The sequence below is a fragment of the Enterococcus saccharolyticus subsp. saccharolyticus genome, from assembly GCF_029023825.1.
Classification (GTDB): domain Bacteria; phylum Bacillota; class Bacilli; order Lactobacillales; family Enterococcaceae; genus Enterococcus_F; species Enterococcus_F saccharolyticus.
The window spans coordinates 501,304-516,961 of record NZ_CP118957.1; the positions used below are offsets into that span (position 1 = coordinate 501,304).

Consider the following 15,658-nt stretch of genomic DNA (forward strand, 5'->3'; position numbering starts at 1 on the left):
GGCGAAAGAAGGTCTCTTTCGCCTTAAATATTGTTCAGATTTATTCTGCTGGCGTACCTACATCATTGATTAATTTATCTAATTTAGATTGGAAATCAGCTGGTTTGATTTTTCCTTTGTAAGTATCGTTAATAACCGCATCCATTGCTGGCCAGAATGATACGATTTCAGGAATTTTAGGCATTACCACGGTGTGTGTTGGTTGAGTCATTTCAACTACAGCAGTAGAGACAGCATCTGCTTTGACAGCGTCACTTTCTTGAGCTGCTTTGTTTGAAGGAACGATTCCGTTGCTTTCAAAGACAGTAAGTTGTGAGCTTTCATTACTGATATAGTCAGCTAACGCCATTGCTGCTAAAGGAGCTTCTGTTTGTTGGTTTACAGCAAATAATCTTACACCCATGAAGGCTTTTTGTTGTACTGGACCATTACCAAAGTCAACAGTTGGGTAAGCAGCTACTGCCATATCATCGCCAATTGCTTTGATAACGTCATTTTTAGACCAAGGACCAGATAAGAAGGCATCAATTTTACCAGATTGTAAGCTTGCTAAAGTTTCAGCGTTTGATTGAACAACCCCAGGATTATTTTTTTGATCAGCAATCCATTGCATAACTTGAATACCAGGTTCTGTATTAAAGTCTGTTCCTTTTGAATCTTCACCATTTTCACCGTATAAGTGTAAACCGTTACTCATAAATAATGGAGCGAAGACATAATTGGCACCAGCTTCTCCAAAGTTTGCGCCTAATTTACCTTTAGATGTTAGGCTTTCCCAAGTTTTTACATCATCTTCAGATAATTTTGATTTATTATAGTAAAGGAATTGTGACTCTACACCATAAGGATAACCGTAAAGTTCACCTTTCCAAGAAGCACCTTCAATGGCTGATTCAACGTTATTTTCTTTGACATCATCTGCGTATTTAGTGTTTGGATAAATTAAGCCAGCTTCAGCCATTTGTCCTAATTGATCGTGTGGCATCATAAATACGTCGGCTGCTGCTTTAGGATCTTTGGATACATCTTTTTGAGCATCAGTAGAAGTACCTTCTGTCAATTCAACTTTTACATCTGGATATTCTTTCTCAAAATCAGCAATGATTTCTTTATATGCAGGAAGGAAGTCACGGTCTACCCAAAGTTTTACATTTCCTTCAACTTTAGGTTCTTCATTTGATGAAGCGTTTGCATCTTCTTGCTTATCAGATGAATTGCCACCTCCACAGGCTGTCAATAATACAGCAGTTCCTAACATTAGCCCACTTGTCACATATTTTTTCCAATTTGTCTTCATGTTGTTTTCCTCCGTCTAATAATATTTCTTCTACACATGTGATTATGCAACCGTTTGCTGAAATAGTCAAGCCTTATGTCACAAAAAAAATAAAAAAAGTGTGAAATCGCTGGAACCATCGTGTTTAAACGGGCATCTTAAAATGAGAAAATTCAGAAGCTTTCTAATAAAATAGGATGTAAAGGTTGCTACAAACTGATTTGATTAATTAAATGCAATCGATTGCCGTTAAATTGTTGCAACCGTTTTTCTTCTGTGTCATAATAACAGTGAAAAATCGAAAAGGAGAAATGAATTTTATGAATACAGCAGCTATTTATCATCGTCCAGAAAGTGAATTTGCTTATCTATATGACGAAAAAACAATGCACGTCCGTTTAAGAACCGCTCGAGGAGATGTTCGCGAGGTTTCGCTTTTACATGGTGATCCTTATTTATTAGATAAAGAAAAGTGGCATCAAAAACCATTACGAATGACTTTACTGATGTCGACGGATTTATATGACTATTGGTTTGTTGAAGTTACTGCGCCATATAAACGTTTGTCTTATGCGTTCTCACTAGTTGGTGTGGATGGCTTACCCGTCTTTTATGGCGATCATGGCGTGTATCCTTTAGCAGATGAATTTTTAACAATGCCAAACAATTATTTCAGAATGCCTTTCTTCCAAGAAATTGATCGTTTTAAGGCACCGGAGTGGGTGAAGGAAACGGTTTGGTATCAAATCTTCCCTGAACGGTTTGCCAATGGCGATAAGAGCAATGATCCAAAAGGGACGTTACCGTGGGGCTCACAAGATCCAGATTACCAAGATTTCTTTGGTGGGGATTTACAAGGTGTGATTGATCATTTAGATTACTTAGAAGATTTAGGCATTAATGGTTTGTATTTCTGCCCAATTTTTGAAGCGTATTCAAATCATAAATATGATACGATCGATTATTTGAAAATCGATCCGGCTTTTGGCGATGCGGAAACGTTTAAAAAATTAGTTGATGAATGTCATCGACGTGGGATTAAAATTATGTTGGATGCTGTTTTCAATCATATGGGGGATACGTCACCACAGTGGAAAGATGTTTTAGAAAATGGCGAAAAATCAAAATATGCAGATTGGTTCCATGTCAATGAATTTCCAGCAAGCTATAAAGAAGGAACATTCTTTGAAGAAGCAACAGATATTACGTATGATGTGTTTGCTTTTACACCCCATATGCCGAAATTAAATACAGCTAATCCAGAAGTACAAGAACATCTCTTGGCTATTGCTCGTTATTGGATTGAAGAATTTGATATTGATGCTTGGCGTTTAGATGTTGCCAATGAAGTCGATCATGCGTTTTGGAAAAAGTTCCGTCAAGTTTGTGATGAGGCCAAGGATGATTTCTATATTTTAGGTGAAATTTGGCATTCTTCTCAAAGCTGGTTGCAAGGCGATGAATTCCATGCGGTGATGAATTATGCTTTCACAGATGCCATTATGGGATATTTTGTTAAAAACGAATTAAGCATGAGTAAAATGGTTTCTGAAATGAACAATCAATTGATGCTTTATCGTGACCAAACCAATCAAATGCAATTTAATGTCTTGGATTCACATGATACGCCACGTCTACTAACCGAGACAAAAGAAGATAAAGACTTAATGAAACAAGTGATGGCATTTACGTATATTCAACCGGGTGTACCATGTCTTTATTATGGGGATGAAGTCGGCATGACTGGTAAAATGGATCCAGATTGTCGTAAATGTATGGTATGGGAAGCAGAAAAACAAGATTTAAACTTGCATCAATTTACGAAAGAATTAATTGGTGTTCGTAAAACCAATCAAAAAATTCTTTCAGAAGGAAGCATTCATTGGAAACAAGTTTCGGAAGATTCCGGTGTGATTGTTTTTGAACGTAAATTAGATGGTGAGATTCTAACAGGAATTTTCAACACCGGCACACAAGAGGTACGTGCAGAAAAAGCAGGGGAAGTCATTTTAAGTAACTTAGTCACTGTATCTGACACGACTGTGGAAGTTTCACCAAAAGGATTCGCATTATTCATCGAAAAATAAAAAAAGAAAAAGACAAAGGAAACAAGGCGAAGTCGCACATGTTTCCTTTGTCTTTCATCATTAAATAGGAAGTTTGTTCCTATACACGTTGCGAAGAATCTTCCCCAAAATTCTTCTTAACCTAATTATAGAACAAAGATAGTGGTTTTCACAAATAAAAACAATTTGTTCTATCTACTTGATTGTTATAAATACCTCATAGCTTTTCGTTATTTAATGAGAAAATTCTCATGGATGAGATGCGATAAAGACAAGCCTAGCAAGGTTTTTGATTGAAAATTACTAAAGTCATTTTCCTTGATTTGCAACGTGTTTACCAGTATATACTCTTTTTTTAAAAGGAAATTCCAATGGAAAATACAAAGATTTTTAGACAGAATGCTAGAAATTTCTAAGAAGTATGATAAAATAATGAAAATGTTGAATTAATTAAAGGAGTGTTTTAGATGGAGTCAGGATATCGTATTGCGGTGGTAGGAGCTACTGGTGCAGTAGGAACAAAAATGATTGAAATGTTGGAGCAAACTGTGCTACCTATTAAAGAGGTAAAATTATTAGCATCTAAGCGCTCAGCTGGCAAAAAAGCAACATTCAAAGGAGAAGAACTAGTTATTGAAGAATTAGTTCCAGAGTCATTTGAAAATATTGACATCGCCTTGTTCAGTGCAGGTGGTGGCATTTCAAAACAATTCGCCCCTGAAGCAGTGAAACGTGGTGCTGTTGTGGTGGACAATACCAGCCATTTCCGTATGGACCCTGAAGTGCCATTAGTGGTACCTGAAGTAAATAAAGAAGCCTTGAAAAAACATAAAGGCATTATTGCGAATCCAAACTGTTCAACGATTCAAATGATGGTAGCATTAGAACCCATTCGCCAAAAAGCTGGTTTGGATCGCGTGATTGTTTCTACGTATCAAGCCGTTTCTGGTGCAGGTGCAAGTGCAATCCGTGAATTGGAAGAGCAAACACAAGCGTATCTAAATGGTACACCAGTAGAAGAATTAAAAGCTGAGATTTTACCTTGCGGAGGCGATAAAAAACATTATCCATTGGCATTTAATGCCTTGCCACAAATTGATGTATTCGCTGAAGAAGGATACACGTATGAAGAGTGGAAAATGATTCGTGAAACGAAAAAAATTATGGAAGATGACGCAATTAAAGTTTCTGCAACGTGTGTTCGTATTCCTGTTGCTAGTGGTCATTCAGAATCTGTTTATATTGAAACAAAAAACGCGTTAACCGTAGCAGAGATCCGTGATTTAATGGAAACAGCACCAGGAATTGTCTTAGAAGATGACCCAAGTCAACAAATCTATCCACAAGCATTGAATAGCATCGGCAAAAAAGAAACGTTTGTAGGTCGTATTCGTAAAGATGTGGATGTCGATAATGGTTTCCATTTATGGGTGGTATCAGACAACTTATTAAAAGGTGCCGCATGGAATTCTGTGCAAATTGCTGAAACATTGCATGAAATGGATTTAGTCCGTGTCTAAAAATCATTGTTAAAATAAAATAGTCGAACTATAGAATAGCGATGTGTCGATTCCCTGGAATTCATACATCCCGTACTATAGTCCGGCTATTTTTTATTTTATGACCTAGTGTCTAGATTATTTTATCTGCATTTTTATCACGACTATCAAGGAAGTTTGTGCATCGTTTTTATGTGTTCAGCCAAGTGGTCAATTGTTGAAAGACTTTTTGGACTTGTTCGTTTTCTGGTTGTTTTAGAAAATCATGTTCTAAATCATAGACAGGTACAAATTTACAAGCAGGTATTAAACGCTTCAATGATTTGCTGTATTTAAACGGAACTTCCGCATCTGTTGTGCTAGCGGTACTAAAAGTAGGTGGGTAATGTTTGAATAATTCATCAGAAATAGTGAAATCTTCTTTGGTTTGTTCTGTTACACGATAATAATCAGTTAATGTTTGTTGCTGCACACCATACATATATAAGACGTATCGTTGTAATAATGGATCATCCCAAACCGGTTGTGTTTGATCAATCGTAGCAATCATTTCTGATGTAATCGTAGTTGTGGTTAATTTCCGTTTATCTTGAATAAAGGCTAAATCATAATAGCCATAAAATTGAATTAATCGTTCCGGTAATGGGGCATTCGTTTGGAGTAAATGGGCGGTTAGTGCTAAAATCGCATATCCTCCTGCTGAGCGACCACAAAAACTAAACGGGGCATCATTGATAACTGTTGCTTTCAGTTCCGCAAATGAATCGTAAATGCTGGTTAAAATATCTTTCAACGAATGATTCGGCGCTAACAAGTAATCCATTGCTAAAATCGTATAGCCCGCTTCTAAAAATGGTTGAGCTAAGGCTTGCGGTAAATCATTTTTACTACCATAGACAAAACCGCCACCATGCAAATAAAGTAGATACTTTTCACCGTTACCACTAGTTGTTTGAGCGATTTGACACCCGTTGCTCAATGTGAGAATTTCAGTCATCGTTGTCTCTCCTTTTTGTTTTCAATAAGTACGTCCCAATCTCATAATTAACTAATTGAATAGGATTTGTCAAATCGATGTTCAGTAAGTGTTCAATTTTATTTAGACGGTAACGAATTGATTTTGAATGCATGAAAAGCAGTTCAGCGGTCTTTTTGTAGTTACGACCAGATTGGAAGAAGCTATATAATGTCAGGAATAAATCATAGTGATTTTCCCAAAGGTCATAGAGTTTATCAGGAATCAATTTTTCCAATTGCTGGATTTGATTTTCTTGCATGAAATAACGAAAAATCCCTAAATCATTAATTGATACAATGGAATCAATGCGAAACAGTTGATTGAAACGAATCGTATCTAAACATTCCAATAAAATTTCTTTTAATTCTTTTTTTTCTTTTAATAGACTTAAAGAAATCGTCCACTCATACTCTGCTATCATTGTCGGATCAAATAAAGTTAAGAGTTGCTCTTTTTTTATCTCTTGTTGCGGTGTCTCTAAATTATATAAAATGATAGTATAGTTATAGTGTTCAAAGAAGATTTCATGTTTACGTAATGCAGATAATTTAGTTAAAATCTCTTGTTTTGATTGCTTGTCTGGTTCACTATTAGAAGAAAAGGCGATTCCTTGATAATATTTGTAGCGATTCATATTGGCATCGTCAAGCAAGCTGTTCAATTCATCCAAACTAGTGGGCGTGTTTTGCAAAATAGCATCTGCAAGATTGTTCAGACGTGTATAACGATCTTTTTTCAATAGATACTCCATTTGCAAGCGTTCATAAAGGATATCAATCGCATTTTCTAAAATCATCATGTGGGACTCATCGATTGTTCCTTTTTCTTGGTAAACAATGAGGGTGCATTCACTAGTGAAGTTCGTTTTTATTTCAGCTTTTAGTGCGGTGATTTCTCGTCCACCATCAAAAGGCAGCAAACGCAACCGTTCATAATGATGTTTGGTAAACTCGGTTGTTTCAATATACGCTTTCTCACTAACAATATAATTTTCAAAAGACGTGCCGTAATGGATATCCACCGATAAAGCAGGGATTTTTAAGGTACAAGGAAATTCTGTGAGTTGGTACAAGGTCTCCATTATTTGGTTAAATGAGTGTAGGTTTCGCTCGACTTTTGTAAAACGTTGGCGCACATCATAATACGTTCGTAGGAGATGTCCTTGATGATTCAATAGTGGTTCATAAATCGTTAAAATGATTTTTTCATAGCTAATATCTTGTTCGATTTTGATTAATGGAATACGGTATTCAAAACATAAATTAATTAATCGAGTGGGAATCGTTGAGATAAAGCGATCTGTTTTGACAACAAGACCACTAACGCCTAGTTTTTTCATTTTTTGAAAAAAGATGGTAATTTCTGCATTTGTTAAATCTTTAAATGCATAATACGAAGTTAAAATAAGTTGATTCTTTTTGCTCCAATTTTCAATATCTAATGCTTCTAAAACCATTGCTGAGTCAATATCATTGTCTAATCCGATATTTTCAGTGAGGAGTTTGCATGTTTTGAAAAGTTCGAGTGACATTAATTCTTTAATTTTCATGACCTCTACCTTTTTACGCTTTTTGGATAAAAAATATACACTAAATTTAGTCTTTTGTCCAGTGAAAACGCAAACAATAGAATTTACAATAATAATGTAAGCAATACAAAGGAGGATATACAATGTTAAATACTGTTATTTTAAAAAATAACTATCAAGACTCTATCAATTTAATGCTCTTAACCAATAAAATCAATGAGTTCGAGAATGTCGCAATGAGCCAAATCATGATGGGAACCGATGCGAATAAGGATATTTTACGCAATACCAATTTATTAACAACAGAAGCAGAAGCAGCTTCAGCGAATGATTTAATGATCGTTGTTGATAGTGAAGATGCCAATGTCATGGAAGAAGTACTACCAGCAGTTGATGAATTTTTAAGTGACTTATCTTCTAAAGGTGGTTCAGAAGCGAAAGCTGCTTCGACTTCTTGGGCGGAAGCACTTGATGCGTTACCAGATGCAAATGTGGCATTATTCAGTATTCCAGGTGAATACGGCGCTCCTGAAATGGAAAAAGCATTAAAAAATGATTTACATGTCTTTTCATTTACCGATAATATTGCCATTGAAGACGAAGTTCGTTTGAAAAAATTAGCGCACGAAAAAGGCTTATTAATGATGGGACCTGACTGTGGTACAGGAATTATCTCAAGTATTCCAGTGGCCTTCACAAACGTTGTTTCACCAGGAAACATCGGTGTGGTTGGTGCTTCTGGTACAGGTATTCAAGAAGTGACTACAATTATTGACCGTTTAGGTGGTGGCGTCGTTCATGCGATTGGAACAGGCGGTCGTGACTTAAGTGATAAAGTTGGCGCGATTACTATGAAAGATGCCATTGTTGCGCTAGAAAACCACGAACCAACAGATGTGGTGTGTGTCATTTCGAAACCACCTGCAAAAGAAGTTCGTGATGAAGTTGTACAGCTATTACAAAGTATTTCTAAACCAGTCGTGGCTATTTTCTTAGGTGAAAAACCAACTGCACATGAAGGAAAAGTTTACCTAGCACATACGTTAGAAGAGACAGCGCGTATTGCGATTGATTTAGCCAATGAAGAAGCAGTCAAAGCAAACTATTTAGAACCAATTGACAAACCAGATGCACCTGTTTTACCGTCAGACAAGGTAGTAAAAGGGTTGTATTCAGGTGGGACCTTAGCTTCTGAAGCGGGCATGTTAATTTCTGAAGCATTAGGTTTAGAAGGTTTAGTGAAAAAAGAAGGATTTGTCTTAAAATCACACGGTTATGAAGTGATGGATTTAGGAGATGATATCTATACACAAGGAAAACCTCATCCAATGATTGATCCTGAAGTACGGATTAACAAAATTCGTGAATATACAACAGATAAAGATACAGGCATCATTTTATTTGATGTGGTGATTGGTTACGGTGCGCACGCTGATATGGCGAGTGCGTTATTACCAGCTATTGAAGAAGCTCGCCAAACAGCAAAAGCGGATGGCCGTGAATTGCACTTTGTAGCAACCGTTTGTGGTACAACGAAAGATCCTCAAAACTATCATGAAACTGTGAAACGTCTAAAAGATGCCGGCGTATTTGTTGAAGATAGCAATGCGAAAGCAGTTCGTTTAGCATTATTACTAAAAGGCATTGAATTTACCGAAGAAGATAAAACAGTGGTTGCTTATGAAGGCGAAACTGTTGAAGTACCGGCAGCTAGTGAAAAAGTGATGGAATTGTTAACCACAAAACCACGTATTATCAATGTTGGTTTACAAAGCTTCAATGAATCAATTGTAGAATATGGTGGTCAATCAGAACAATTTAACTGGTGTCCACGTGCAAACGGCAATAAAAAAATGATTCGTATTTTAGATGCGTTAGAAGATCATGAAGAACAAATTGCCGCAGATAACCAAAAAGTAATCGATAAAATTCAAAATGCACAACCATTCTTAGTGGATGTCGTTCCAGCAAAAACAGTAATTCCTGAATTAAATGAAGAACAAAAAACATTGCTTCATGCAGGACCACCAATCGAATGGGCAAATATGACTAAACCAATGCAAGGAGCATGTATTGGCGCAGCATTATTCGAAGGTTGGGCAACGACAGAAGAAGAAGCGTTACAATTATTGGAAAACGATGAAGTCCGTTTCATTCCTTGTCACCATGTACAAGCTGTGGGACCAATGGGGGGTATTTCTTCTGCTAATATGCCAATGTCAGTTGTAGAAAATCGTGCAGAAGGAAATCGCGCATTCTGTATTCTGAATGAAGGAATCGGAAAAGTCTTGCGTTTTGGTGCTTACTCACAAGAAGTTGTCGATCGTTTAACTTGGATTCAAGATGTATTAGGTCCAACTCTTTCAAAAGCATTGCAATCAACTGAAGAAGGTGTGAATTTGAATGTATTAATGGCTCGTTCGATTACAATGGGTGATGAGTTCCATCAACGCAACATTGCAGCATCTTTAAACTTCTTGAAAGAAATGGCGCCTTTAATTACAACGTTGGATATTTCTGAAAATGAAAAATACGAAGTGATTAAATTCTTGTCAGATACCGATCAATTCTTCTTGAACATCATGATGGCCGCTGGGAAAGCGATTGTTGATGGTGCACGTCAAGGAACAAAAGGAACAGTTGTTACGACAATGGCACGTAATGGCGTAGACTTTGGTGTACGAATTGCAGAAACAGGTGACACTTGGCATATTGCTCCAGTAAATACGCCAAAAGGGCTCTATTTCACTGGTTTCTCTGAAGAAGATGGTAATCCAGATATCGGTGATAGTGCGATTACTGAAACAGTTGGTGTTGGTGGGATGGCAATGGTTGCTGCACCGGGTGTGACACGTTTCGTTGGTGCCGGTGGTTTCCAAGATGCATTAGATATTTCAAATGAAATGGCAAAAATTTGTATTACACACAACCCAACATTTACGATTCCAACTTGGGACTTTAAAGGAACTTGTTTAGGTATTGATATCCGCAAAGTAGTTGAAACTGGTATTACACCGTTAATCAACACTGGGATTGCGCACAAAGAAGCCGGGCGTGGTCAAGTGGGTGCCGGTACAGTTCGTGCACCATTAGGATGTTTTGAAAATGCCTTAGAAGCATATGCGAAAGAATTAGGCATTGACGTTGAGTAACGTAAAAATTAGCGAAGGTATTTTTCCCATCGACCAATTTGGTAAGATGGGAAAAATCCATAGCGTTTTTGATCGTTCCTTTAATCTTAAAGTTGGTGAACGCTTAATTAATGTAGCAAATTATTCGGGGTATCTCGCAAGTTTTGGTCTTTATTTAGAAGATACACTTTACCAATCGCTTGTTCCCTATTTGCAACAAGACAATTTAGTGAAAGTTTTTTCTAAGGGTTTGATGATTTATAGTCGTGAAGGAATTAAAAAAATAACGTGGTCTGACTGTGAAATTGTTTCGCTGCAAGCAAAGAATATTCAACTGACAAAAGAACAACAAGACGTATTGAAAGCTGTCTTAGAAGAAGCACAAGTGGAAACTAAAATTGGGTTACCTATCGATTGTCATGCACGCCAAATATTTGCTAAATTACGTCAAAAAGAACTTACCCCCAGTGAGTGGAATGAAATTATTAGCTATTTAATTGGTCGTGGCAAAGGTTTAACGCCAAGTGGAGATGATATCTTAGTTGCATATTTAGTCATGTTATACGTGAGAAAAGATTCACGTAGCATTAGTTTAAGTCACGCTTTTAAACAACGTTTGTTATCTACAACGGACATCAGTAAAGAATATATTTGGTATGCGAGGCAAGGTTATGTGAATTCCCTAGTGTATCAACTGTATATCGATTTGAAAAATAATAAAGAAAAAGAAGTTATTGCCTATGACGTACAACAAGTAATGAGAATTGGTCATTCATCAGGAAATGATTTGTGTTACGGCTTATTGTTGGCAATTGATGACGAGGAAAAGGAGAGAATAACATGAGTTTAAATGTTATTGCATTAGGTGGAAATGCAATCTTAGATACAGATCCCACAGATGTTGGTCAAAAAGAATTTATTAAAAAGGCAGCAAAATATATTGTTGATTTTGTCGAAAAAGGTGAAGAAGTTGTTGTTTGTCATGGCAATGGTCCACAAGTCGGTAATTTATTGTTACAACAAAAAGCTGGAGATAGCGAAAAAAATCCTGCATTAAAGTTGGATTCTTGTGTAGCTATGACTCAAGGTAGTATTGGATATTGGTTGCAAAATGCGTTAAGTAATGAATTTGCTAAACGCAATGTGTCAAAACCAGTCGCATCTGTTGTGACACAGGTGGAAGTGGATGCCAATGATCCTTCATTTACCAATCCAACAAAACCAATCGGCCCATTTTTTACAGAAGAAGAGGTAAAAGTTGAAGCAGCTAAAGACAATTCGACGTTTGTTGAGGATTCTGGTCGTGGTTATCGTAAAGTTGTTCCTTCACCACAACCTCAAAATATTGTCGAAAAAGAAGCGATTCGTACCATGGCTCAAGGTGGCGTGGTAACCGTCAGTGCCGGTGGTGGAGGTATTCCAGTTATCATTCGTGATGGGGAATATGTGGGTGTTGAGGCCGTTATTGATAAAGATTTTACGTCAAAAGTTTTAGCAGAAAATGTCCAAGCAGATTGTTTAATTTTATTAACTGGTGTGGATAACATTTATATCAATTACAATCAACCGAATCAAAAAGCTTTGGAAACGATTAGTATTGCCGAAGCAGAAGGTTATATTCAAGAAGGGCATTTTGCGGCAGGTAGTATGCTACCAAAAATCGAAGCAGCACTAGATTTTGTAAAAGGTGCAAGCAATCGTAAAGCTGTAATTACATCCATTGAAAACTTGGAGAATATTCAAGAAAATGCGGGAACAACAATTGTTTCCGACTAGCAAAGATAAATCTTTGTGAGGATACCCGAACGATAGAGAGCGTATGTGCAATTTCACAAGAAGTTGCGTCATGTCTTTCCGATTGTTCGGGTATTTTTGGTATTTTCGGCGGATTAGGGTCTTTTTAATGGCATATTAGCACAACAAATCATTTGTTTTTGTTATAAATGTACAATGAAAAAACAATTAAAAACGATTACAATGATACTAACAAATAAAGGAGATGTTCGGACATGGATTTAAACAAAGTATTAGCAGATAATATCAAAAATCTATCACAGATTGGGAGCGACCCAACTGGAGGAATGACAAGACTTCTTTATACTGATTCTTGGTTAGAAGCACAAAAATACGTAGCAAACCAATTAACGGATGCAGGGTTAACGGCAACGTTTGATGAAGTGGGTAATTTATTTGGTCGAATAGAAGGAACAAAATATCCAGAAGAAACTATTTTGTCTGGTTCACATATTGATACGGTAGTGAATGGTGGGACGCTGGATGGACAGTTTGGTGTAATTGCCGCCTATGTAGCGATTCAGTATCTATTGGCAACGTATGGCCAACCTTTACGTTCGTTAGAAGTTATTTCAATGGCAGAAGAAGAAGGCAGTCGTTTTCCAACTGTTTTCTGGGGTAGTAAAAACTTTGTGCGTGAAGCCAAACGTTCAGACGTGGAAGACATCGCTGATTTTGAAGGGAAAAAATTCGTGGATGAAATGCGTCGCCAAGGTTTCGATTTCCGTGATGAATCTGTGCCAAAACGCGATGATATTCGTGCATTTGTTGAAATTCATATTGAGCAAGGGAATGTTTTGGAAAATGAAGCATTACAAATTGGTGTTGTCAATAATATTGCGGGGCAACGTCGCTATACGATTGTCTTAAAAGGGGAAGCCAATCATGCGGGCACCACGCCAATGGGCTACCGTAAAGATGCGGTTTATGGTTTTTCTAAAATTTGTTCTGAAATCATTGATCGTGCAGTACAAGTGGGTGATCCATTAGTTGTGACCTTTGGGAAAGTGGAACCGAAACCAAATACTGTGAACGTTGTACCAGGAGAAGTCTTGTTCACTATGGATTGCCGTCATACCGATCAAGAAGTATTGAAAAACTTTACAGAAGAAGCAGAGGCCTTTATGAAAGAAGTTGCCAAAGACCATCAATTAGATATTGCTATTGATTTATGGATGGATGAAGCTCCGGTACCAATGAACGATGACATTGTTGCGACTGTTGAAAAAGCAGCGAAAGCAGAAAAGATGAAGTACAAAATGATGCACAGTGGTGCCGGTCATGATTCACAAATTATTGCGCCACATTATCCATCAGCGATGATTTTTGTGCCAAGTACTAAAGGAATTAGCCACAATCCCGCAGAAGAAACCAAACATGAAGATTTAGTTGCGGGTGTGAAAGTGTTAGCCAAAGCATTGTATGAATTAGCATACAAAGAATAAACGGAGAAAGCAGGGAGTAGGCATGGGTTACAAAAACAACAACACAGGATACTTGGACGGATTATTACAATCAAGAGCAGTGATTAAGAAGAATAATTTTGCGATTCTTCCTCATGATGGGTTAGTGAATAATGTAATACCTGGATTTAAAAACTGTGATTGCTCAATTTTAGGTTCGAAACAAATTGGCGCAAATTTTGTTGATTATATCATCACAATGAAAAAAGATGGCGAAAACAGTCGCGGATTTGGTGGAGAAGGTGTTGAAACACTGGTTTATGTTATCGAGGGGACATTGGAAGTTCGCGATGATCAACAGACACACATCCTAACAAGCGGTGGTTATGCGTATTTCCCAGCAAGTCAATTAATGTACTTGAAAAATGCCCAAGAAGAACCAACAGAAATTTTCCTTTATAAAAAACGTTACCAACCATTAGCAGGATATGACGCACATCAAGTCATCGGTCAAGTACAAGATATTGAACCTGTGCACTATGAGGGAATGGAAGATGTTTTATTGTGGGACTTTTTGCCAAAAGATCTTGGTTTTGATATGAATTTCCATATCTTATCGTTTGAACCCGGCGCAAGTCATGGGTATGTTGAAACACATTATCAAGAACATGGTGCTTACTTGCTTTCAGGACAAGGAATGTACAATTTAGATAACGACTGGTATCCAGTAGAAAAAGGCGATTATATCTTTATGAGTTCTTACGTACAACAAGCCGCATATGCGGTGGGTCGTGGTGAACCCTTGTCTTACGTGTATTCAAAAGATTGTAATCGTGACCCTGAAATATAAGGCAGAGGAGCATAAAAATGGAAGAAACAGTTATTGTTCAACCGAAAGAATTGCATCAATTAATTCAAACAAAATTAGAAAAATCTGGTTTAAAACCAGAGCATGCCAATGAAGTTGCCAAACATTTGGTGTTTGCGGATGCCAATGGTATTCACTCACATGGCGCAGTTCGTGTTGATTATTACGCCGAACGCATTGCCAAAGGTGGCGTAACGCTTGAGCCGAAGATTACTTTTGAAAAAACGGGTCCAAGTACAGGGATTGTTCATGGAGAAAATGGCGTGGGGCAATTTGTGGCCTTAAAGAGTTTAGAATATGCGATGGATGTTGCCAAAGAATCAGGTGTCGCGGTTGTTGGTGTCCGTCGAATGAGTCATAGTGGGGCCCTTTCTTATTATGTAAAAAAAGCGGCTGAGCAAGATTTAATTGCTATTTCAATGTGTCAATCCGATCCAATGGTTGTACCATTTGGTGGCAAAGAAAACTACTTTGGCACCAATCCGATTGCTTTTGCGGCACCAAGAAAAGTGGGCGATCCGGTCGTTTTTGACATGGCGACAACCGTCCAAGCGTGGGGCAAAATTTTAGATGCTCGTTCTAAAAATAAAGATATTCCAGATACTTGGGCAGTGGATAGTGAAGGGAAACCAACGACCAATCCTCACGATGTACATGGATTATTACCAATTGCTGGACCAAAAGGCTTTGGTTTGATGATGATGGTCGATATTTTGTCGGGGATGTTATTAGGTCTACCTTTTGGCAAAAATGTTTCCTCTATGTATAACGACTTAACTAAAGGACGTGACTTAGGTCAAATTTTCATTTTGATTGATCCAAAACGTTTCACTGATTTAGAGCAATTTAAAGAAAATATCGAGACAATGGTTAGTGATTTACACGCTATTCCTGTAGCAGAAGGCTTTAAACAAGTTTACTATCCAGGAGAGATCAATCAATTAAACTTCGAAAATTATATGGCAAATGGGATTCCAATTGCAACGGCTATTTATGATTATTTAACGAGTGATACGATTCATTTCAATCAATATGGTGGATCAAACGCCTTTGCTGAAAAAGAATAAAAAAAGGA

The 15,658-nt window shown here is 37.3% G+C and carries 11 protein-coding genes; 8 read left to right on the forward strand and 3 right to left on the reverse strand.

Annotation, left to right across the window (positions count from 1 at the left end):
• Positions 1-40: 40 nt before the first annotated feature.
• Positions 41-1,297, reverse strand: a complete 1,257-nt coding sequence (locus tag PYW32_RS02660) for an extracellular solute-binding protein (RefSeq protein ID WP_016175872.1) — start codon at positions 1,295-1,297, stop codon at positions 41-43.
• A 299-nt stretch (positions 1,298-1,596) separates the two neighbouring features.
• Here PYW32_RS02660 and PYW32_RS02665 point away from each other — a divergent pair, with 299 nt between their 5' ends.
• The gene (locus tag PYW32_RS02665) at positions 1,597-3,363 is read left to right on the forward strand and encodes a glycoside hydrolase family 13 protein (protein ID WP_016175871.1); all 1,767 of its coding nucleotides are present in this window, start codon (positions 1,597-1,599) and stop codon (positions 3,361-3,363) included.
• A gap of 446 nt (positions 3,364-3,809) precedes the next feature.
• The gene (locus PYW32_RS02670; protein WP_016175870.1) at positions 3,810-4,862 is read left to right on the forward strand and encodes an aspartate-semialdehyde dehydrogenase; all 1,053 of its coding nucleotides are present in this window, start codon (positions 3,810-3,812) and stop codon (positions 4,860-4,862) included.
• Between the two features lie 169 nt (positions 4,863-5,031).
• Here PYW32_RS02670 and PYW32_RS02675 read toward each other — a convergent pair whose 3' ends face one another.
• Both PYW32_RS02675 and PYW32_RS02680 read right to left on the reverse strand, forming a co-directional pair.
• Positions 5,032-5,838, reverse strand: a complete 807-nt coding sequence (locus PYW32_RS02675) for an alpha/beta hydrolase (RefSeq protein ID WP_016175869.1) — start codon at positions 5,836-5,838, stop codon at positions 5,032-5,034.
• The gene (locus tag PYW32_RS02680) at positions 5,831-7,408 is read right to left on the reverse strand and encodes a PucR family transcriptional regulator (protein ID WP_016175868.1); all 1,578 of its coding nucleotides are present in this window, start codon (positions 7,406-7,408) and stop codon (positions 5,831-5,833) included. Before PYW32_RS02680 ends, PYW32_RS02675 begins: the two co-directional genes overlap by 8 nt.
• A 122-nt stretch (positions 7,409-7,530) precedes the next feature.
• Between PYW32_RS02680 and PYW32_RS02685 the strand changes: the two genes are divergently transcribed.
• The 6 genes from PYW32_RS02685 (at position 7,531) to allD (ending at position 15,650) form a co-directional block, all read left to right on the forward strand.
• Positions 7,531-10,539, forward strand: a complete 3,009-nt coding sequence (locus PYW32_RS02685; protein ID WP_016175867.1) for a bifunctional FdrA/YlbE family protein — start codon at positions 7,531-7,533, stop codon at positions 10,537-10,539.
• Entirely contained in the window at positions 10,532-11,362 is an 831-nt protein-coding gene (locus tag PYW32_RS02690) for an oxamate carbamoyltransferase subunit AllH family protein (protein WP_016175866.1), read from the forward strand. The genes PYW32_RS02685 and PYW32_RS02690 overlap by 8 nt, the downstream gene beginning before the upstream one ends.
• Positions 11,359-12,294: a carbamate kinase gene (gene arcC / locus PYW32_RS02695; RefSeq protein WP_016175865.1), complete on the forward strand. Its 936-nt coding sequence runs from the start codon at positions 11,359-11,361 to the stop codon at positions 12,292-12,294. Before PYW32_RS02690 ends, arcC begins: the two co-directional genes overlap by 4 nt.
• A gap of 233 nt (positions 12,295-12,527) precedes the next feature.
• Positions 12,528-13,757, forward strand: coding sequence for an allantoate deiminase (allC, locus tag PYW32_RS02700; protein WP_016175864.1), 1,230 nt, complete (start codon positions 12,528-12,530; stop codon positions 13,755-13,757).
• A gap of 22 nt (positions 13,758-13,779) precedes the next feature.
• Positions 13,780-14,565, forward strand: coding sequence for a (S)-ureidoglycine aminohydrolase (gene allE, locus PYW32_RS02705; protein ID WP_016175863.1), 786 nt, complete (start codon positions 13,780-13,782; stop codon positions 14,563-14,565).
• A gap of 17 nt (positions 14,566-14,582) precedes the next feature.
• On the forward strand, positions 14,583-15,650 hold the full coding sequence (allD, locus tag PYW32_RS02710) for an ureidoglycolate dehydrogenase (protein WP_016175862.1): 1,068 nt from the start codon (positions 14,583-14,585) through the stop codon (positions 15,648-15,650).
• Positions 15,651-15,658 lie beyond the last annotated feature (8 nt).